The sequence below is a fragment of the Plantactinospora sp. ZYX-F-223 genome, assembly GCF_039649625.1.
Classification (GTDB): domain Bacteria; phylum Actinomycetota; class Actinomycetes; order Mycobacteriales; family Micromonosporaceae; genus Plantactinospora.
Genome location: NZ_JBDJAV010000042.1, coordinates 23,807 through 44,064, shown reverse-complemented (window position 1 = coordinate 44,064; position 20,258 = coordinate 23,807). Strand labels below are relative to the sequence as shown.

13 protein-coding genes and 1 pseudogene are annotated in these 20,258 nt (G+C 72.7%); 4 read left to right on the top strand and 10 right to left on the bottom strand.

The window, feature by feature from the left end:
• The first annotated feature begins 90 nt into the window (after positions 1–90).
• Positions 91–2,361, top strand: a complete 2,271-nt coding sequence (locus AAH979_RS32800; RefSeq protein WP_346262012.1) for an excinuclease ABC subunit UvrA — start codon at positions 91–93, stop codon at positions 2,359–2,361.
• 242 nt (positions 2,362–2,603) lie between these two features.
• A complete protein-coding gene (locus AAH979_RS32795; protein WP_346262011.1) occupies positions 2,604–3,779 on the top strand; it encodes a low temperature requirement protein A in 1,176 nt (391 codons plus the stop codon).
• Positions 3,780–3,964: 185 nt separating this feature from the next.
• On the opposite strand, the gene AAH979_RS32790 is transcribed toward AAH979_RS32795, so the two are convergent.
• The 7 genes from AAH979_RS32790 to AAH979_RS32760 are packed head-to-tail and all read right to left on the bottom strand — an operon-like array spanning position 3,965 to position 12,942.
• Entirely contained in the window at positions 3,965–5,182 is a 1,218-nt protein-coding gene (locus AAH979_RS32790; RefSeq protein WP_346262010.1) for a HAMP domain-containing sensor histidine kinase, read from the bottom strand.
• Between the two features lie 38 nt (positions 5,183–5,220).
• A complete protein-coding gene (locus tag AAH979_RS32785) occupies positions 5,221–5,907 on the bottom strand; it encodes a response regulator transcription factor (RefSeq protein ID WP_346262009.1) in 687 nt (228 codons plus the stop codon).
• Positions 5,908–5,957: 50 nt separating this feature from the next.
• Complete coding sequence (locus AAH979_RS32780; RefSeq protein ID WP_346262008.1) at positions 5,958–7,244, bottom strand: cation:proton antiporter; 1,287 nt, start codon at positions 7,242–7,244, stop codon at positions 5,958–5,960.
• 46 nt (positions 7,245–7,290) lie between these two features.
• Positions 7,291–8,670 (bottom strand): cytochrome P450, encoded by a 1,380-nt coding sequence (locus AAH979_RS32775; protein WP_346262007.1) that lies wholly within the window; start codon positions 8,668–8,670, stop codon positions 7,291–7,293.
• On the bottom strand, positions 8,667–9,788 hold the full coding sequence (locus AAH979_RS32770; RefSeq protein ID WP_346262006.1) for an alpha-hydroxy acid oxidase: 1,122 nt from the start codon (positions 9,786–9,788) through the stop codon (positions 8,667–8,669). The genes AAH979_RS32775 and AAH979_RS32770 overlap by 4 nt, the downstream gene beginning before the upstream one ends.
• A 5-nt stretch (positions 9,789–9,793) precedes the next feature.
• A complete protein-coding gene (locus AAH979_RS32765; protein WP_346262005.1) occupies positions 9,794–11,374 on the bottom strand; it encodes an FAD-dependent oxidoreductase in 1,581 nt (526 codons plus the stop codon).
• A 35-nt stretch (positions 11,375–11,409) separates the two neighbouring features.
• Positions 11,410–12,942 (bottom strand): aromatic amino acid ammonia-lyase, encoded by a 1,533-nt coding sequence (locus AAH979_RS32760; RefSeq protein ID WP_346262004.1) that lies wholly within the window; start codon positions 12,940–12,942, stop codon positions 11,410–11,412.
• Between the two features lie 73 nt (positions 12,943–13,015).
• Between AAH979_RS32760 and AAH979_RS32755 the strand changes: the two genes are divergently transcribed.
• Positions 13,016–14,635, top strand: coding sequence for an NAD(P)-binding domain-containing protein (locus tag AAH979_RS32755; protein WP_346262003.1), 1,620 nt, complete (start codon positions 13,016–13,018; stop codon positions 14,633–14,635).
• Complete coding sequence (locus AAH979_RS32750) at positions 14,622–16,160, top strand: AMP-binding protein (protein ID WP_346262002.1); 1,539 nt, start codon at positions 14,622–14,624, stop codon at positions 16,158–16,160. The genes AAH979_RS32755 and AAH979_RS32750 overlap by 14 nt, the downstream gene beginning before the upstream one ends.
• 89 nt (positions 16,161–16,249) lie before the next feature.
• Here the strand turns inward: AAH979_RS32750 and selB are convergent, their stop codons facing one another.
• The 3 genes and pseudogenes from selB to AAH979_RS32735 form a co-directional block, all read right to left on the bottom strand.
• Positions 16,250–18,022 carry a selenocysteine-specific translation elongation factor gene (gene selB / locus AAH979_RS32745; RefSeq protein ID WP_346262001.1) on the bottom strand — a complete coding sequence of 591 codons (1,773 nt, stop codon included), beginning with the start codon at positions 18,020–18,022 and terminating at the stop codon, positions 16,250–16,252.
• Position 18,023: 1 nt separating this feature from the next.
• On the bottom strand, positions 18,024–19,385 hold the full coding sequence (gene selA / locus AAH979_RS32740; protein WP_346262000.1) for an L-seryl-tRNA(Sec) selenium transferase: 1,362 nt from the start codon (positions 19,383–19,385) through the stop codon (positions 18,024–18,026).
• A gap of 410 nt (positions 19,386–19,795) precedes the next feature.
• A pseudogene (locus tag AAH979_RS32735) lies at positions 19,796–20,194 on the bottom strand (pentapeptide repeat-containing protein); the annotation flags it as partial.
• Positions 20,195–20,258 lie beyond the last annotated feature (64 nt).

Here is a 20,258-nt window from a genome sequence, read left to right as displayed (position 1 = left end):
CCGACCGCTGCCCCGAGCCAGCGTCGGCCCCACCCCGTATGCTGTACGGTGACTCGTTGTCGTACACCATACGGGAAATAGGGGGAACGCGTGGCGGCCGACGACATCGTCATCACCGGGGCCCGGGAGAACAACCTGCGGAACGTCTCGCTGCGGGTGCCGAAACACCAGCTGGTCGTCTTCACCGGCGTCTCCGGCTCCGGCAAGTCCTCCATCGTCTTCGACACCATCGCCGCGGAGGCGCAGCGCCAGCTCAACGAAACCTTCACCGCCTTCGCCCGGACCTTCCTGCCCCGCTACGGCCAGCCGGACGTGGACACCATCGAAAACCTCTCCGCCGCCATCGTGGTCGACCAGAAGCGGCTCGGCGGTGGCTCCCGGTCGACGGTCGGCACCATCACCGACATCTACTCGCTGCTGCGGCTCCTCTACTCCCGGGTCGGCAAGCCGCACGTCGGCTACTCCAACGCCTTCTCCTTCAACGACCCGCAGGGGATGTGCCCGGAGTGCGAGGGCCTGGGCAAGTCGGTCCAGCTCGACCTCGACGCCTTCCTGGACCGGTCGAGGTCGCTGAACGAGGGCGCCCTGCTGCATCCCGACTTCGCCAGGACCGGCTGGTTCTGGAAGATGTACGCCGCCTCCGGCTTCTTCGACCTGGACAAGCCGCTGGCCGACTACTCCGAGCAGGAGTGGCAGACCCTGCTGTACGGCGACGGCAAGGTCCCGCTGGAGTGGCAGGGCACCACCATCAACTCCAGCTACGAGGGCGTGGTCACCAAGTTCACCCGGCTCTACATCCGCAAGGACGCGGCGGAGATGTCCGAACGCAACCGGGCGATCTTCCTGCGGTTCGTCACCGAGCAGACCTGCCCGCTCTGCCGGGGCGCCCGGCTCAGCCAGGCGGCGCTGAGCAGCGAGATCGACGGCTACAACATCGCCCAGTTGGCCGCGATGGAGGCCACCGAACTCGTCGCGGTGCTGCGGACCTTCACCGACCCGGTCGGCGCGACCGTGCTGGAGAGCCTGCTCGACCGGGTCGGCAACCTGGTGGATATCGGTCTCGGCTATCTGAGCCTGAACCGGCCGACCGACACCCTCTCCGGCGGTGAGTCCCAGCGGATCAAGATGGTGCGGCACCTGAGCAGCAGCCTCGTCGACATGATGTACATCTTCGACGAGCCGAGCGTCGGCCTGCACGCCCGGGACGTCGAGCGGCTCAACCGGCTGCTGGTGAAGCTGCGCGACAAGGGCAACACCGTGTTGGTGGTCGAGCACGACCGGGACGTCATCGAGATCGCCGACCATGTGATCGACATCGGCCCGTCCGGTGGCGCGGGCGGCGGTGAGGTGCTGTTCGGCGGCACCGTCGACGAGCTGCGCAGCGCGGACACCCCGACCGGGCGCTACCTGGAGCACCGGCTGCCGCTCAAGACCGACTACCGGCGGCCGACCGGGCACCTCACCGTGACCGCGGCCGACGTGCACAACCTGCGGAACGTCACGGTGGACATCCCGACCGGGGTGCTGGTGGTGGTCACCGGGGTCGCCGGGTCGGGCAAGAGCACCTTGATCAACAAGGTCTTCGTCGGGCAGCACCCCGAGGCGATCGTGATCGACCAGTCCGCCGTCGGCGCCTCGATCCGGTCCAGCCCGGCGACGTACACCGGGCTGCTCGACCCGATCCGGCAGCTCTTCTCCAAGGCCAACGGCGTACCGGCCGGGCTGTTCAGCTTCAACTCCAAGGGTGCCTGCCCGAACTGCCAGGGGCTCGGTGTGATCTACACCGACCTGGCCTTCATGGACGGGCTCAAGTCGGTCTGCGAGGCCTGTGAGGGGCGCCGGTTCAGCGAGGACGTACTCGAGCACAAGCTGCGCGGCAAGTCGATCAGCGACGTGCTGCGGATGCCGGCCTCGGAGGCCCTGGAGTTCTTCCCCGAGAAGAAGTTGCGGACGATCCTCCAGGCGGTCAACGACGTCGGGCTCGGCTACCTCCAGCTCGGCCAGCCGCTGAGCACCCTCTCCGGTGGCGAGTGCCAGCGGATCAAGCTCGCCACCGAACTACACAAGGGCGGCACCATCTATGTGATGGACGAGCCGACGACCGGGCTGCACATGTCCGACATCCAGCACCTGCTCGACATCGTCGAGCGACTGGTCGGCGGCGGAAACTCGGTCGTCGTCATCGAGCACAACCTCGACGTGATCAAGAATGCCGACTGGATCATCGACCTCGGACCGGAGGGCGGCAGCCAGGGCGGCACGGTGCTGTTCGAGGGCACCCCGGCGCAACTGCTCGACGCCCGCAACTCCTACACCGCCGAGTACCTCCGGCGCGACGTCGGGGCACCCGCACCGGCCTGAGCGCTCGGGCCGGGCCGGGCCGGCGGTGGCCGCGAGCCGCCGCAGCTCGCGCCGACGTCTCCTGGCACGGTTCCCCGCCGTACCGGGTGTTGCCGCGCGCCGGCCGCTCATCGCGGTGAAGCCGGGAACCGGACAGCCCCACCGTGGTACGACTGCTTCGACGGTGGGGTGTGACGGGTCCGCGCAGGTCAGGGCGCTGGGCGGCGGCCCGCGTGCGGCGGGTTGGGGGGAACAGGCGGTCGATGGCGACGGGCAGACACTCCACGCTGATCCGGGATCCGAGTCAGCCGCAGCGGGCCACTCCGGTGGAGCTTTTCTACGATCTCGTCTTCGTCTTCATGCTGGCCCGGCTGGCCGAAACGTTGCTCATGAGTCTGCACCCGCTCGGGGCCTACCAGACGCTTCTGCTGCTGCTGGCGATCTGGTGGGTGTGGTCGTACACCAACCTGACCACCGACACCCTGGACTCGCGGCGGCCCGCCGTGCAACTGGTGGTCATCACGATCATGCTCGGCAGCCTGCTGATCTCGACCGCGCTGCCCGACGCGTTCGACGGTCGAGCCCTGCTCTTCGCCTCCGCTTACGTCGGGATCCACCTGTTCCGCAGCACGATCCTCGCGGTGATCCTGCGGGGCCACCGGCTACGGAACCGGCCGCTGCGCGGGATCTTCTGGTTCAGTCTCTCCGGCACGCTCTGGTTCGTCGGGGTCTTCGTCTCCGGCACGCCACGGCTGCTGCTCTGGACGGCGGCCCTGGTGATGGAGTACCTGGGGCCGGTGGTGCGCTGGCCCACCCCGTGGATCGGACGCTCGCCGGCCTGGGAGTGGAACACCGCCGGTGAGCACCTCGCCGAGCGGTACCGCCAGTTCATCATCATCGCTCTCGGCGAAACCGTGGTGATCATCGCCCGGACCGTGCGGAGCACCGACTACTCGCCGAAACAGGCCGTCGCCGTGCTGATCTCGTTCACCACCACGGTGCTGCTCTGGTGGATCTACTTCTACCGGGCCAGGGAGAAGCTCGGCAGCGCGATCATCGGCTCGGCCGACCCGGCCCGGGAGAGCAAGTGGGCCGGGTACGCCCACCTGATCATGGTGGCCGGCGTCGTCCTGACCACGGTCGGCGACGAGCTGATCATCCGGCACCCGATGGAGGACACCCCCGGAGGCTGGATCGCGGTGATCGTCGGTGGTCCGGTGCTCTTCCTCGCCGGCCGGATCCTGCTCGGGCACGAGGTGTTCGCCCGGGTGTCCCGACCGTGGCTGGTCGGGATCGGTGTGCTGATCCTGATCGCGCCGATGATGGTCCTGCTGCCGCCGCTGCTCGTCTCCGTGGCCGTCATGGTCGTCCTGCTCGGAGTCGTCGTCGCCGACGCGGTGATCGTCCGGGAACCGCGCGGCACGCCCGGCATCACCTAGGACCGGGTGCCGCGGGCGCCCCGGCGCCCGGGCAGCAACCACCCACTGCCAGCGGGGTCTCCGACAACCCCGACCGCACCCGGTTCGACCGGCCCGGTTCCCCGTCCGACCGGCCCGGCGGCTACGGCGGCCCGGCGGTCACGGCTGGACGGCCACCGCCACCGGTCGCCGGCTTGCCTGGCGGCTCACGGGTCCGGACTGCTCCGCGCCGGCAGCCGGACGGCGAACTGGGCACCCTGGCCGGGGTGGCTGCGGGCCTCGATCGTGCCGCCGTGGCCGGTGACGACCTCGCGCAGCAGCGCCAACCCGAGGCCGGTGTGCCGTTTCTCGGCGCCCACGCCGCTGTGGAACCGGTCGAAGATGCGGTCGGCCGGATCAAAGCCCTCACCGGTGTCGACCACTATCAGTTCGGCGACGTCGTCCCGGCGGCGCACCGTCACGTCGATCCGCCCGTCCGCGGGCGTGTGCCGCAGGGCGTTCGTCAGAAGTTCACTGATCACCCGGCGCAGTGCCGACTCCACCCCGGGCACCGGAACCGGCACGTCGGGACGGCTGAGGGTGAGCGTCACGCCCTGTTCGGTGGCGCGGTCGGCCTCGGCGACGACCGCCGCCTCGGCGAGCGCGGCCAGATCCACCGGGGTGGTGGCCGGCCGGTCGTCCGGCATGGCCGCCAGCCGGGCGGAGAGCAGCAGGTCGTTGACGACCTCGCCGAGCCGCCTGCTGGTGCCGACCAACCGGTCCAGTTCCGACCGGTAGTTGGCCGGAACGCCGGTGGAGCCGGCCCGCCGGGCCAGCACCTGTGCCCGGGTGTGCAGTTGCGCGATGGGCGTACGCAGCTCGTGGCTGACGTCGGCGATGAACCGGCGCTGCCGGGCGAGTGCCTCGGCGAGCGGCGCGACGGTGAGCCGGCCCACGACCAACCCGCTGACGACCGCGGCGAGCAGTCCGACCAGCTCCGCGACCGCGAGGGCGAGGAGCAGATGGCGGCGGTCGGCGAGCTGGTACCGGGCATCGAAGATCGCCTGCACCACATCCTCACCCCGGGGCTCGGTGAGGACGAAGTAGACGGTGCCGTTGCGCTCGATCCTGTCGGTGGCCGGGGTCCGGGTGGCGGCGGTCGCGGTCATCGAGGCCGTGAGGGGGAAGCCGGCCGGCGCGGGTACGGCGCCGGAGATGAGTTGGCCGTCGTGCAGCAGGAAGAGCCAGGTGCATCCCGGCGGCCCGGACGGGTCGCCGCGGACGGCGGTGTAGGCGAGCTCCCGCTGGATCTGGCGCTCCTGGCCGCGTACCAGCATGCCGTAGGAGACGGCGCCGACCAGCGAGACCAGGACGGTCACCGCGAGTCCGACCAGCAGGCCGACCCGCCGGCGGGCCCGGGCGACCACCGCCCGCTCGGCCGCCATCCAGGAGAGCCCCGCCGGCGCCGCCGGCCGCCGGACCCTCACAGCTCGCCGAGCCGGTAGCCGAGGCCGTGCACGGTACGGATCGCCGCCCGGCCGAGCTTGCGGCGCAGGTAGTACACGTAGGTGTCTACGATGGACGAGGCGGCGGCCTCGTCGAACACCCGGCGGCGCAGCTCGGCCCGGGAGTGCACCGCCCGGGGGCGCACGGCGAGGACCCGGAGCAGCTCGAACTCCCGGGCGGAGAGAGCCACCCGGGATCCGTCGGGGAGCACCGCGTCCCGCAGCCCGAGGTCGAGCCGGCCGGCACCGATCGGCAGCGCCTCGGCGCCGTCGGAGGTACGCCGGCAGAGCGCCCTGATCCGGGCGCTCAGCTCGTCGAGGTCGAACGGCTTGATCAGGTAGTCGTCGGCGCCCGCATCCAGGCCGGCGACCCGGTCGTCGACCGTGCCGAGCGCCGTGAGCAGCAGGGCGCGGGCGCCGACCGCGCGGGAGCGCAGCCGGGCCAGCAGGTGCAGCCCGTCGAGCGCCGGCAGCAACCGGTCGATCACCATGACGTCGTAGCGTCGGGTGAGCCCGAGATGCAGGCCGCGCTGGCCGTCCGGGGCCACGTCGACCAGGTATCCCTCGTCGGCCAGCACCTCGGTGAGCAGCTCCGCGAGTTCCCTGTCGTCCTCGACCAGGAGCAGGCGGCGTACGGTAGGTGACGCCTCGCTTGCCTGTAGCACAGGCTGAGAATCCCACACCCACCGCCATACATAGACTGTGATAGATGTCTCTATACCGTGTCGGCCACCGGTTGAACCGCCGGCACCGGGTCCTTCGTGGCAACCGAGATGGGGTTCCTCGCCTCGCGCCGGTCGATCCAACTCAGCAGCGGCGTGGTCATCAGGGTGGTGACCAGCGCGACCAGCACCAGGGCGGTGAAGAGGGTCGCGTTGACGATCCCGGCCGCCATGCCGACGTTGATCGCGATCAGTTGCATCAGCCCGCGAGCGTTCATCAGTACGCCGATCCGCACCGCGACGCCCTTCGGTTCACCCCGGAGCCGGGCCGCCGCCCAACAGGCGCCGAACTTGCCGACGACGGCGACCGCGACACAGCCGAGCGCGAAGAGCAGCACCGAGGGTTGGCTGAGCAGCCCGAATTCGGTGTGCAGCCCGGAGTAGGTGAAGAAGAGCGGAAGGAAGACGATCTGGCAGACCGGGGTGACGGTGGCGACCATCCGATCCGTACGGGCCCGGTGCGGCATCACCGCGCCGACCGAGAAGGCGCCGAAGACCGCGTACAGGCCGATCTCGTCGGTGTACCAGGCGACCACGAAGAGCAGTGCCACCAGGCCGAGCAGCCGGGACTGGTCACCGATCCGGTCGCTGCCGACCAGCGCCGCGGCCACCCGTCGGCCCACCGACCAGAGCAGCAGCCCGAACAGGATCGCGCCGGCGACCGTGACGAGTGCCGGGCCGGACCGGCCGGTGGCGGTGGCGAGGACGACGGCGAGCAGGATCCAGGCAACCGCGTCGTCCAGCGCGCCACTGGCCATGGCGAGCGACCCGTGCCGGGTGCCCTCCTGCCCGCGTTCGGTGATGATCCGGGCGAGCATCGGAAAGGCGGTGATGGCGAGGGCGACCCCGACGAAGGCGGCGGAGACCCCGACCGAGGTGCCCGGGGCGAGCACCGGCACGTGTCCCGCGGTGGCGAGCACCAGCAGGACGCCGAGGCCGAGCGGCGCGAGTACCCCGGCCAGCGACACCGCCCCGGCGGTGCCGGCCAGTCCGGTCACCGGGTGCGAGGTGAACGCGTAGCCCGCCTGGAACATGAAGATGACCAGACCGACCTGACCGACGATGTAGAGCACCGGATAGAGCTGCTCCGGAAAGAGTGCGTCCTGCACGGCCGGGGCCAGCAGCCCGAGCAGCGACGGCCCGAGCAGGACGCCGGCCAGCATCTCGCTCACCACCGGCGGCTGGCCGACCTTGCCGAGCAGCCACGTCGTCGCCCGGCAGACGAGCAGGATGGCCGCGACGGCGATGAAGAACCGTGGCGCCAGCTCGACGGGATTCATGCCGTCCCGCCTTCCCCGGCAGTGTCCGCTGTGGACCCGACCTCGATCATGGCCGAACCTCCTCGAAGTAGCTGGTGCAGAGTCGTACGCGTCGCGCGTCGACCACCATCCAGGTGCCCAGGACCAGTTGGACGAGGCTGCGCCACACGTCGGCCCAACGGTCCGTCCACCGCATCCACCACCGTCGTACGTTCCCCGGCGGCCGTGCCCCGGGCGGGACGAGGAGGCAGGGGCCGCGGCTGGGCAGCGAGCGGGTGTGCCGCACGGTGGACACCAGGGCGTACCGGCGCAGCACCTCCCGGGTGACCGCGCGCATCATCACCGGGGCGACGCCACGGGCCGGACAGGCCCGGTTCGCGGTGACGCCGAACGGGACGAAATGCGCGTCGCCCCGGCGCAGGGTCAGCCAGCGGGCGGGGTCGAAGGTGTCGTCGGCGGCCGGCCCGGTGCGCTGGAAGGCGAGATAGTTGAAGAGCAGGACCGAGCCGGCCGGGATGGTGACCCCCGGCTCGACCTCGATCGGGCCGGAGGTGATCCGGTGTGCCACGCCGAAGAGCGGATGTACCCGCAGCGCCTCGTCGATCACCCGGTCCAGCGCCCGGTCGCCCTCGCCGCCGAGGTCGTCGAGGGTCGCGATCAGGTCCCGCTGAGCCGACGGGTGTTGGGCGAGGGCCAGCAGGAGGTGCGCCATCGCCTCGGACATCTGCACGACGGCGGTGTTGAAGAAGGTGCCCTGGAGATACCAGGTCGTCTCCTCGGCGGTGAACGGCTCCGGCAGGGTGACCGGTGCCGTGCCGGACTCGACCCGGGCCCGCAGATGGCGGGTGAGCCGGTCCCGCCGGTCCAGGTGCCGCAGCCCGCAACACTTGAGCGCGCTCACCACGTCGTCGGCGTTGGCCACGATCAGCGCCCGGACGTCGGGCGGGCACGCCTCGGCGAAGACGAGTTCGTGGTAGACCTCGGCCCAGATCGGCATCATCAGGTCACGCAGCCGCACCTGGCTGGTCCGGCCGGCCGGCAGTTCGTCGAGGACGCGTCGGGCCGCCGCCCCGGCCAGCTCGGTCGACCGGCGCTGCGACACCGCCAGCACCCGCCGGGTCGTCCGGGCGACCGTGCGGTAGCGCTCGCCCGGCTCCAGGTGCTCCTGGTGCATCTGCGGTCCGGGCGCCAGCCAGTACCAGAACAGGTCGGAGAGCCCGGCGCCCCGGCTGCGCCCGTCCGCCGCCGGGTCCGAGTACACCCGTTCGAAGTGCTCCGGGCCGACCAGCGGGCCGGGCACCGGGATGCCCTCGACGCCGTTCACCCGGATGAAGATCCGTTCCCGCAGCCGGACCACGGCCGGTGGCAACCACCGCGGCAGCGTCCACGCCACCGCCGCCACCAGCACGCCCACCGCGTACCACGGAAACCCGGGGAGCCGGCTCATCGCGGCACCCGCATCGCGATCATGTCCGGAGCGAGGTCGGTGGGGCGGACCGCGCCGGCCAGCGTCATGGCCCGGACGAGGTCGGCGCGGAGCAGGTCGAGGAGTTGGCGTACCCCGGACTCGCCCCGGGCCGCGAGACCCCAGACGACCGGCCGGCCGATCCCGACCGCCGTCGCGCCGAGCGCCAGCGCGGTGAGGACGTCGGTACCCCGGCGGATCCCGCCGTCGAGCAGTACCGGAATCCGCCCCTCGACCGCCTCGACGACCGCCCGCAGCGCGTCGATGCTCGCCGGTACCCCGTCCAGTTGCCGCCCGCCGTGGTTGGAGACCAGCACGGCGTCGGCCCCGTGCGCGACGGCGAGCCGGGCGTCGGCCGGGTGCAGGATTCCCTTCAGCACCACGGGCAGCCGGGTCGTACCGCGCAGCCACTCGATCCGGGCCCAGTCGAGGTCGGCGTCCAGCACGATGTCCCGGACCCGCCCGGTCTCCGGATCCCGCATGTTCTCGCAGCGGAGCCCGGACGGCAGGTCGAGGAAACCGTTGCGCAGGTCGCGCTCGCGGCGCCCGAGCACCGGCGAGTCGACGGTGACCACCAGGGCGCGGCAGCCGGCCGCCTCCACCCGCCTGATCACCGACTCGGTGAAGCCGAGATCCGGTTGCGGATAGAGCTGGAACCACAGCCGCGCCGGCCGGCCGGCCGGGTCCGTCGCCCCGGCGACCGCCTCGATCGGCGCGGTGGCCGCCATGCTGACCACCATCACGGTGCCGGCCGCCGCGACCGCCCGGGCGCTCGCCACCTCGCCCTCGGGGTGGGCCAGCCGGTGGAAGGCGGTCGGTGACACCAGCACCGGCATCGCGAGCGTCTCGCCGAGCAGGTCGGTACGGAGGTCACGCGCGCCCCCGCCGCGCAGCACCCGGGGCAGGATCCGGTACGCGTCGAAGGCCGTCTCGTTGGCCCGCAGCGTACGCTCGTCGCCGGATCCGCCGGCGAAGAAGTCCCGGTGCACCGGGTCGAGCCGGCGGTGCGCCTCCGTCCACAGGTCGTCGACGTTGAGCAGGGGGCCCGCGCCGGCCGTGGGTGTGCGGCGCGGGCCCGCCTGGTCCGTGACCGAGGGCATGGCGGTCAGCCCACGGTGTCCGCGAGGCAGCGGTCCAGGAAGGCGACGAGCGGGCTGCGGTGCACGTCCGGCCTGTCCCACCGGTTCTCCAGGTTCTCCGCCAGGTGGTGCACCGCCGCCACCCGGCCCCGGTGGTGGTGCCGGACCACCGGGTGCAGGTAGGCCGCGGCGTGCGCCTGGCCGGGCACGTCCTGGGCGATCCGACCCACCGAGATGTCGAACGGGTCGACCTGGTCGTGCTGCGGGCCGTACTCCAGCGTGACGACGAAGGCGTGTTCGACCGGATGGTCGGCGGTGGCGAGCCCGGTGTCGACGAGGTAGTCGACCGGCACCTCCTCGTGGTAGCGGGCGTCCGTCCCGGCCACGGTCAGCACGTCGGCGAGTACCCCGAACTGCTGCCACAGGGCGGAGCTGCGGTTGACCCGTTCGATGATCGCGTCGGCGGCCGACTCGGCGGTCGCGTCGACCTTCTCGGCCGGCCACGGGGTGTCGTGGTAGCGCCGCTGGAGGATGCGGTGCAGGGCTCGGACCCCGTACCGGAAGCCGTGGATGAAACCACTTGTCGACCGCTTGAAGTCCCGCTGCTGGGAGAGGGTGCCGGCGAAGAAGAGGTCCGGTACGTTCACCGACTCCCACTGCGCGGTCTGGGCCGGGAACCGGTCGTCGATGACGAGCGCCGGACGGCAACCGTCGGCGAAGACGGACGGGTCGAACCGGAAGCCGGTGCAGACCAGTACCCGGTCGTAGCGCAGCTCCTTGGTGACCTCGTTGGCCCGGGAGAAGCTGAAGGTGACCCGGTAGCCGTCCGCGTCCCGCTCGATGTCGCGTACCTGCCCGTCGAGGATCGCGTTCGCCGACTTGAGCTGGTAGGTGTCGAGGAAGTTGTTGTTCACCGCCCGCAGGTGTCCGACGTAGTGCGTGCGCCACGCCATCCGCACCGAACTCGGCCCGGCGACGTGGATCAGCGTGGTGGTCTCCATCAGGGCGTCGGCGGTCTCGAAGGCGGAGTTGCCCTTCCCGATGATCAGCACCCGCTGGTCCAGGAAGTCCCGCGGATCGACCGGCATCTCGTCGTACCGCTCCGCGTGCGCGATGCCGGGGATCGCCGGGACGTACGGCTGGGAGACCCCGGTCGCCACGACGACCCGGCGGGCGCGGTGCGTGGTACCCGTCTGGTCGGTGACCGCGAAACCGCCGTCCGCGTCCCGGGCGACCCGGACCACCCGGCTGCGGTACCGGACCCGGACCCCGGTGGCCGCCGCGAAGTCCGCCAGGTAGCGGACCAGCACGTCGGCGTCCGGGAAGTAGCGCTCGGTGTACCGGGTGAACCGCAGCGCCGGATCGTCGCTGAGCAGCGAGTTCCAGTCCAGCCGCAGGTTGAGTTCCGGGTCGTCGGAGCCGGTGTGCGGCTTGTTGATGGAGATGAGCTGGCGATGCCGTGGAAAGCGGGTGAAGAAGGCGCCCGGGGCGTCGGCCGCCTCCAGCACCAGGTAGTCCCGCCGGCCGTCCCGTTGGAACAGGGCCGCGAGCTGTAGTCCGGCCGGCCCCGCCCCGATGATCAGATAGTCGAGCATCTCTGCGGTCACGCGGGGAAACGTACGAAGGAGAACTCAGAGAAAAATCAGTTCGCCGGCTCGGCCGGTGCCGCCGGCGGCTCGGTCAACAGGTCGAGCAGGTCGGCGGCCCGGACGACGTCCGCGTCGAGCGGCCGGTCCGGGTCGATCGGCGGGACCAGCGCGACGAGGCGGTCCAGCGCGGCGGCACAGCCGGGGGCGGTGGGGGTACGCGCGCCGACGTGCAGAGCCTGGCGCAGCCCGACCGCGAGCGTGCCGCAGACCAGCCGGAGCAGCCGGGCCTGGTCCACGGCCCGGAGCGCGGCCTGGGTACCGAACGGCACGACATCCTGGTTGTGCAGGTTGGTCGGCAGGCTCTGCATGCTGGCCGGGGTGGCGGCCCGGCGGATCTCAGCGACCATCGCGGTGGCGGCCAACTGGGCGCCCTGCAAACCGTGCTGGCGGCCGGGCCCGGCCGCCAGCATCGGCGGCAGTCCCCCGTTGCGGGCCGGGTCGACCAGCAGGTCGAGTTGGCGCTCGACCAGGTTGCCGAGCTGGGCGGCGACCGTCGCCAGCACGTCGGCCGCGAAGGCGGCGGGCTGGCCGAAGAAGTTCCCGCCGTGCAGCACCAGGTCGTCATCCGGGAAGAACAGCGGATTGTCGCTCACGCCGCGCAGGTCCGCCGCCACCACACCGTCGACGTAGCGCAGCGCGTCCTCGGCCGCGCCGAGCAGTTGCGGGGTGCAGCGGATGCTGTACGCCTCCTGGAGCGGGCGGGCACCGGACGGCACCGCACCGGCGAGGTACCCGCGCATCCGCCCGGCGACGTCGACGGCGCCGGGGTGCCCGTACGCGGCCAGCAGCCGGGGGTGCGGGAACTGGCCGGGGTCGCAGCCGAGCAGGTCGACGAGGAGGCAGGTCAGCAGCTGGGCGGCCCGGTGCGCGCGGCGGATGTCGTCCAGGGCGAGCGCGGTGGCGGCGGTGGTCAGCGAGGTGCCGTTGACCAGTGCCAGGGCGTCCCGCCCGTCGAGGGCGAGCGGGGTCAGGCCGGCCCTGTCCAGCGCCTCGGCCGCGGGCACGCGCCGGCCGTCCAGATAGGCCCAGCCTCGGCCGCGCAGCGCCTGGGTGGCGTAGGCGAGCGGGATCAGGTCACCGCTGGCCCCGACCGAGCCGAGGCGGGGCATCGCCGGCGCGAACGCCGTCGCCAGCATCGCGGCGAGCCCCTCGACGACCCGCACCGAAACCCCGGAGACGCCCTGGGCGAGCGACCAGACCCGGACCAGCATCGCGGCCCGGCTGACCGCCGGATCGATGTCCGGACCCTGGCCGGCGCCGAGATGCGCCAGCGTGTTGTCGCACTGGTCGGCCTCGTCGTCCCGGCCGGCGAACCCGACCAGCGCACCGAAGCCGGTGGTGGCGCCGTACACCGGACGGTCGTCGCCGAGCACCGCCCGCAGGTGGTCGCGGGAGCGCCGCAACCGGTCGCGTACCGGGGCGGTGATGTCGACGCGGATCTCGGCGGCGGCATGGCGCAGGTCCGCCTCCCGCAGCGGCCGCGTCAGGTCGATGGGACGGATCGCCTTGCGGGCCTGGATCGTCATCGGGCCGACCGTAGCCGGGCATTCTCAGAGCGGTCTGAGACATCTCTGATTACCGGTGGCTACCGTCCCGCGCATGACGCACGACTACCTGATCATCGGGGCCGGGCCTGCGGGACTGCAACTCGCCGCCCTGCTCGAACGCGACGGTCATGACTACGTCGTGCTGGAGGCCGGCGCCGCACCCGGCACGTTCTTCAGCACCTATCCGCGACATCGCCGGCTGATCTCCATCAACAAGGTCTACACCGGCTCCGACGATCCGGAGTTCAACCTGCGGATGGACTGGAACTCGCTGCTCAGCGACGAGCCCGACCTGCTGTTCGGCCGGTACAGCCAGCGGTACTTCCCGGACGCGGACGACCTGGTGCGCTATCTCGCCGACTTCGCCACGGCGACCGGGGTACGGGTCGAGTACCGGACCACGGTGGTCCGGGTGAGCCGCGACGGCGACGGGTTCCACGCCCTCGACGCCGCCGGCCGCACCTGGCGGGGTCGCCGCCTGGTGGTGGCGACCGGGGTGTCCCAGCTTCACCTGCCGGCAATCGAGGGGATCGAGACCGCCGAGCGGTACGACACGGTCAGCGTCGATCCGCAGGACTTCGCCAACCAGCGGGTCATGGTCATCGGCAAGGGCAACTCCGGATTCGAGACCGCCGACGCCCTGGTGGAGACCGCCGCCGTCGTGCACGTCGCCGGGCCGCACTCGGTCCGGTTCGCCTGGCAGACGCACTACGTCGGGCACCTGCGGGCGGTGAACAACAACTTCCTCGACACGTACCAGCTCAAGTCGCAGAACGCCGTCCTGGACGGCACGGTCGAGAGCATCCACCGGCGCCCGGAGGGCGGCTACCTCGTGCGGTTCCGGTACGCCCGCACGGTCGAGGCGATCCGGGAGATCGAGTACGACCGGGTGATCGCCTGCACCGGCTTCCGCTTCGACGCGAGCGTCTTCGACGACACCTGCCGGCCGCGACTGGTGATCAACGACCGCTTCCCGGAGCAGACCTCGGGCTACGAGTCGACCTCCGTACCCGAACTGTACTTCGCCGGCACGCTCACCCAGCAACGCGACTTCAAGCGGTCGACCAGCGGGTTCATCCACGGCTTCCGGTACGGGGTCCGGGCGCTGCACCGGATCCTCAACTCCCGCTACCACCAGGTCGGGTGGCCCGCCGTGGAGTTGGCGGCGACCCCGGAGGCGATCACCGACGCGATCATCGCCCGGATCAACCGCTCGTCCGCGCTGTGGCAGCAGTTCGGCGTGCTCGGTGACGTCGTGACGGTACGCGGGGACAGCGCGTACTTCCACGAGGAGGTGCCGGTGGCGTACCTCGCCGACGGCGGGCTCGGTCCCGGTTCCTCGTCCGCCTTCGCCGTCACGCTGGAGTACGGGGCGGACCACGACGCGGTGGACCCGTTCGACGTCTCGATCCCCCGGGTCGCGGAGAACGACCCGCACGCCGCGCACCGGGCCAGCTATCTGCACCCGGTGGTGCGGCACTACCGGGACGGGACGGTGCGGGCGGTGCACCACCTGGCGGAGAACCTGGAGAACCAGTGGAACCTGCCCACCGTGCACCAGCAGCCGCTGGCCGCATTCCTGAAGGAACACCTGGCCGACGGCGAGGTCGTCGCCGAGCCCCTGGCCGGCGGCGGGACCGCCGAAGAGGTCCGGGTCGATGCCGGAAGCTGAGCCGGGCTATCCGCAGGCGATCCTGGACCTGCTCGGCACCGGCCGGGACCGCCCGGTCTTCGAGCACGGCCCGCGTACCGTCACCGCCGACGAACTGGCGGACCTGGTCGGCCGGATCAGCGCGGGCCTGCGGGAGGCGGGGATCGGCCCGGGCGACGGGGTGGCGGTGGTGCTCGGCGTGTCGCCGGAGGCGTTCGCCGCGATCGTCGCGGTGCAGGTGGTGGGTGCCCGGCTGGCCGGGGTACGTCCCGGGCTCACCCCCGGCCAGCTCCGGCACCTGCTCAGCCATCAGATCGCGGCGGTGCTGGTCGACCCGTCGACCGCGACCCCGCAGCTCCGGTCGGCCGCCGCCGGGCGCCCCCTGCTGGCGGTCGGCCCGGTCGACGGGGTACCCGAGCTGACCACCAGCCGGGCGTACCCGCCCGTTCCCGCCGGACGCCCGCAGGACGTCGGCCGGGTCATCTACACCAGCGGCAGCACCGGCAACCCGAAGGGCTGCCTCCAGACGTACGCCGCGCTCGGTGCCGCCTGGGCACCGCACCCGGACCGGTGGCCTCCGGCGATCCGCGACCTCGCCGCCAACCTCGACCGCTACCTGGTCTTCGGCTCACTCAGCAGCCAGGTGATGCTGGAGTACGGCATCCTCACCCTGGCCGCCGGCGGCACCATGGTGATCGCCGAGCCGCCCCGTGGCACGGAGCCGTTCTTCCCCGCCGCGATCGTCCGGCACCGGGCCACCGCCAGCGTGATCACCGTGCCCCGGCTGGCGAAGCTGGTCGCGAGCCAGCGCGCCGCACCGGTCGACCTCGGCACGCTGCGCGCCCTGCTGGTCTCGGGCTCCCCGCTGCACCCGGCCCGGCTCGCCGAGGCGCTCTCGGTGCTCGGGCCGGTCGTCTACCACGGCTACGGCCAGACCGAGACCGGCATGATCTCCATGCTGACCCCGGCGGAGCCGACCGCCGCGCCGGCCACCCTCGCCTCGGTGGGCCGGCCACCGACCGCCGTCGAGGTGCAGGTCCGGGACGGCAACAGCCGACCGGTGCCGACCGGGGTCGCGGGGGAACTCTTCGTCCGCACCCCGGCGCAGGCGAGCGGGTACTGGGCCGACCCGGCGGAGACGGCCGAGGTGTTCGTCGACGGCTGGGTACGCACCCGCGACCTCGCCCGGCTGGACGCCGACGGATACCTGCACCTGCTGGGGCGGGCCCGGGACGTCGTCATCGTGAACGCCGACCTCCAGTACGCCGGGCCGATCGAACGCGTCCTGGCCAGCCATCCGGACGTGGCCGAGGCGTACGTCGTGGCCGCGCCCGACGAGGAGACCGGCGAGGCGGTACACGCCTTCGTCGTCCCCGCCCCGGACCGGCGGCCGGATCCGGACGTGCTGCGCGCGCTCGTCCGGGAGCGGCTCGGCGCGGCGAGCAGTCCCCGGCACGTCACTTTCATCGCCGAGGTTCCCGTCACCACGGCCGGCAAGCCCGACAAGCGGCGCCTGCTGGCCGACCGGCGACCGGCGCTGCCCTGACCCGCGGCTGCCGCAGATGCTCTTGGCGGGTGCGTGAGCTGTGGGGCGCTCTCGGCGGGTCGGGCCGGGGTCGGGCACCGGCGGTGGGCTCAGCGGTCGCCCGGTCCGGAGAGCACGATCCGGGCGTCGTCCGGCAGCCGGCGGGTGGCGCCGCGCCGGTCCAGCAGTTCGAGCAGGGGCACGGCGACCCGCCGGGTCGTACCGAGGGCCTGCCGGGCGGTGCTGAGGGTGAACGGCTGCGGCAGCGCGGCGAGTACCCGGATCGCCCGCTCGGGGGCGTCCGGCAGCAGTACGACGTTGTCGGCGAGCTTGAGCAGCGCGCCAGCCCGTACCGCCGCGCCGATCTCCCGGTGGCCGAGTCCGAACTCGGCGAGCCGGGCCGCCTCCGGGGCGACGAACGGCCGCTCGGCCAGCTCCGCACCGACCCGCCGTACCGCCCGGGCGACCTGCTCGGGCAGCGCGCCGGTCGCCCCGCCCCGGCCGATCCGGCCGTCGCCGGACACCAGCGGCGCCGCGACCAGCGCCTCGACCAGGGCCCGGTCCGGCAGGTCCAGCAGCCGGCGGGCGGTCTCGACCGGTACGCCCGGCTCCAGCGGATGCGCCTGTGCCCACCGGGTCACCTCGTCGACCAGTCGCCGCCGCAGCTGTCGCCAGTGCGCCGGATCGGCGTGCCAGTCCCCGGCCACCGGTGCGGTGCGCACGGTCACGCCCATCCGCGAAAGCTCCGGCCGCCGGGCCAGGCCGCGCCGGGCCAGTTCCCCGGACTCGTCGGGGCGGCCGTCCAGCCCGGCCAGCACCGCCGCCCGCTCGGCCGCCGCGCCCCGCCGGCTCAACCTGGGCGGTACGACGTCGAGCACCGTCACCCCGCCGGCCACGTGCCGCCGGCCGGGATCCCGCAGCAGCGCCCGGTCACCGATGCGCAGCGGCAGCGGCCGGTCCAGCCGCAGCCGGGCGGTGTCGGCGCCGAGCGGGCGTACCCGGGCGGTCACCGCGGCCGAACCGACGTGCAGGGTGACCTCCGCCGGAAGCTCGGCCACCGGGTCGCCGGCCAGCCGGACGTCGACCAGGTCGGTCTGCTGGAACCGTCCCGGGGTGAGCAGCGCGTCGCCCCGGCCGACCTGTTCCCGGGGCACCCCGCGCAGGTTGACCGCGACCCGGGCCACCCCGGCGACCTCGGACACCTGGGTACCCAGGGTCTGTAGGCCCCGGATCCGGACCCGCTGCCCGCTGCCGGTCAGCTCCAGCTCGTCGCCGGTACGCAGCGTCCCCGCGCCGAGGGTGCCGGTCAGCACCGTGCCGCTGCCCCTGATGGTGAACGCCCGGTCGACCCAGAGCCGCACCGGGGCGCTCGGCTCGGGCACCGGCAGCCGGGCGGCGAGCCGGTCCAGGGCGGCGCGCAGCTCCGGCAGCCCGGCGCCGGTGGTCGCGCTGACCGCGACCGCCTCGACCTCGCCGAGCGAGCTGACCGCGATCTCGGCGAGCGCCAGTTCGGTGGCGGCGGCCGGATCGGCCAGGTCGGTCCTGGTCACCACCAGCAGCCCGTGCCGGACCCCGAGCGCGTCCAGCGCGGCCAGGTGCTCGGCGGACTGCGGCATCCAGCCCTCGTCGGCGGCGACCACGAAGAGCGCGGCCGGGGCCGGGCCGATCCCGGCGAGCATGTTGGGGACGAACCGCTGGTGTCCGGGTACGTCGACGAACGCCAGCACCGTCCCGGACGGCAGCGCGGTCCAGGCGAAGCCGAGGTCGATGGTCATGCCCCGGCGCCGCTCCTCCGCCCAGCGGTCCGGCTCCATCCCGGTCAGCGCCCGGACCAGGGTGGACTTGCCGTGGTCGACGTGTCCGGCGGTGGCGACGACCTGCACCTCAGCTCTCCCGCCGTCCTCGGGGCACCCGGGCGACGGCGGCCCGCACCGCCTCGTCCCGGTCGACGGGTACGCAGCGCAGGTCGAGCAGCAGCCGGCCCCGCTCCAGCCGGCCGAGTACCGGCGGGTCGCCGAGGCGCAGCGGTTCGGCATACTCCTCGGGGAGGGCGAGGGCCCACGAGTCGAGGGTGACCTCCGGCGCCCCGCCGCCACCGACCACGGCGTCGTGCGGGACCACCTCGGCCCTCAGGCCGGCGGCGGCGAGCTGGTCGCGGAGCCGTTCGGTGCGCAGCCGCAGCGCCGCCGGGGTGGTCCGCAGCGCCCGCCAGGTCGGCGTCTCCGGACCGGTCAGAGTCGCCTCCAGGGCGGCCAGGGTCAGCTTGTCCACCCGCAGCGCCCGGGCCAGCGGGTGCCGGCGGAGCAGTTCGACCAGCTCCGCGTCGCCGAGCAGCAGCCCGGCCTGCGGACCGCCGAGCAGCTTGTCGCCGCTCGCCGTGACCAGCGCGGCGCCGGCCCGCAGTGCCGAGGCGGCGTCCGGCTCGTCGGGCAGCAGCGGGTCCGGGGCCAGCAGCCCGGAGCCGATGTCCACCACCACCGGTACGCCGAGGGTGACCAGCTCGTCGACGGGTACGGCGGCGGTGAAGCCCCGGACGACGAAGTTCGACGGGTGCACCTTGAGCACGAACGCGGTACCCGGCCCGACCGCCGCCGCGTAGTCGGCCAGCGCGGTCCGGTTGGTGGTGCCCACCTCCCGCAGCGTCGCGCCGGTGCTGGCCAGCAGGTCCGGCAGCCGGAACCCGTCGCCGATCTCCACCAGTTCGCCCCGGCTGACCACGATCTCCCGCCCGGCCGGCCCGTCGCCGAGCCCGGCTGCCCCGCCGGTTTGCCGCACGGCGGTGAGGGCGGTCGCGGCCAGGGCGAGCGCGGCGGCACCGTTGTTGACCACGTGCACCCCGCCGGCCGCCGGCACCGCGGCGGCGAGTGCGGCCAGCGCGCCCCGGCCCCGCCGGGCCCGCCGCCCGGTGCGCAGATCGAGTTCCACGTCGGTGTGCCCGGCGGCCGCGACCACCGCGTCGACGGCCGCCGCCGACAACGGCGCCCGGCCGAGGTTGGTGTGCAGCACCACCCCGGTGGCGTTCAGCACCGGGCGCAGCCCGGCGGCGGTCTCCGGCAGCGCGGCCAGGGTGACCGGGACGACCTCCTCCGGCGCGATCTCACCACGCCGGACCCGGTCCTGGGCGGCGCCGAGTACGGCCTTGAGCCGGGCCCGCCCGACGGTGGCCTCGGCAGCCGCCAGCCGGGGATCGGCGAGCAGTACGTCGGTACGCGGCACCCGCCGCCGAGGATCGGCCGCCCCGTTCATCCCCACCCCACTGTCGAAACCCGTTCACCGGCACTAAACCACACCTGATCTCTCCGCGCCCGTGGAAGTCTCACCGACGTCCCGGCGGAAACGGCCAGCACCATCGCCGGATCAGCTGCCAACCCGGTCGCGGGGTGTCGGGGAGTTCCACCGGGTCAGAGTGGTTGAGGCCGCTGCCGTACGGCGTGCAGGGCGTCGAGTGTCTTGGTAGCCGGCCGCTTCGCGGTGTTCGCCGCCCGCGAGGGCTGCGTAGCCGGCGAAACAAGTGCCGGCGGACCTGTTGTGCAAAGTCGAACTGTTGAAAGTCGAACCACCCCGGCAGCGGCGAGTCGCTGACGCCTTCCGGCGGCCACTTTTCGAGTAGCCTCGGCGGACTCCTGAGCCGGTCGGCCTCGCCGCGCTCTGATGCCTCAGTCAGCCCGCACCTCAACGCGTAGCTCCGCGATGGCCATCTGAGTAAGTTCGGAGAGTTGGTCTTCGCCGATGGTGACCCCGTGCAGGTTGACGAGTGCCGCCTTGAGATCGTGGAGGCGGTTGCCGCGAAGATCAGCGTCTTGGAGCTGGCAGGATTCGAGTTAAAGGTTGGTCAACTGACAGGACCTGATGGCGATTTTGGGTAGTCGGCAGGACGACCACATGGCGTTGGTGAGCGTGCGGTCGGTGAAGGCCGTGGCTCCGGCGGCGACGACGCGTTGGAAGGTGGCGTAGTCGAAGCGGCAGCCGTCGAAGAGGACGTCTTTGAGGCGTACATCGGTCAGCCGGGTACCGGTGAACCGCGAGCCGGTGAACGTGCAGGGTTCGATGATGACTCGAGCTGGTCGATGATGTAGTGGTACGGGTACGAGCCGCCATCGGCGCGCTGTGGCCGGAACC

Excerpts from the sequence above, each read along its gene's own strand:
- AAH979_RS32780 (WP_346262008.1), bottom strand. The coding sequence starts at position 7,244 with ATGAATCCCGTCGAGCTGGCGCCACGGTTCTTCATCGCCGTCGCGGCC.
- AAH979_RS32770 (WP_346262006.1), bottom strand. The coding sequence starts at position 9,788 with ATGCCCTCGGTCACGGACCAGGCGGGCCCGCGCCGCACACCCACGGCC.
- AAH979_RS32760 (WP_346262004.1), bottom strand. The coding sequence starts at position 12,942 with ATGACGATCCAGGCCCGCAAGGCGATCCGTCCCATCGACCTGACGCGG.
- AAH979_RS32775 (WP_346262007.1), bottom strand. The coding sequence starts at position 8,670 with ATGAGCCGGCTCCCCGGGTTTCCGTGGTACGCGGTGGGCGTGCTGGTG.
- AAH979_RS32755 (WP_346262003.1), top strand. The coding sequence starts at position 13,016 with ATGACGCACGACTACCTGATCATCGGGGCCGGGCCTGCGGGACTGCAA.
- AAH979_RS32795 (WP_346262011.1), top strand. The coding sequence starts at position 2,604 with ATGGCGACGGGCAGACACTCCACGCTGATCCGGGATCCGAGTCAGCCG.
- AAH979_RS32790 (WP_346262010.1), bottom strand. The coding sequence starts at position 5,182 with ATGGCGGCCGAGCGGGCGGTGGTCGCCCGGGCCCGCCGGCGGGTCGGC.
- AAH979_RS32750 (WP_346262002.1), top strand. The coding sequence starts at position 14,622 with ATGCCGGAAGCTGAGCCGGGCTATCCGCAGGCGATCCTGGACCTGCTC.
- selA (WP_346262000.1), bottom strand. The coding sequence starts at position 19,385 with ATGAACGGGGCGGCCGATCCTCGGCGGCGGGTGCCGCGTACCGACGTA.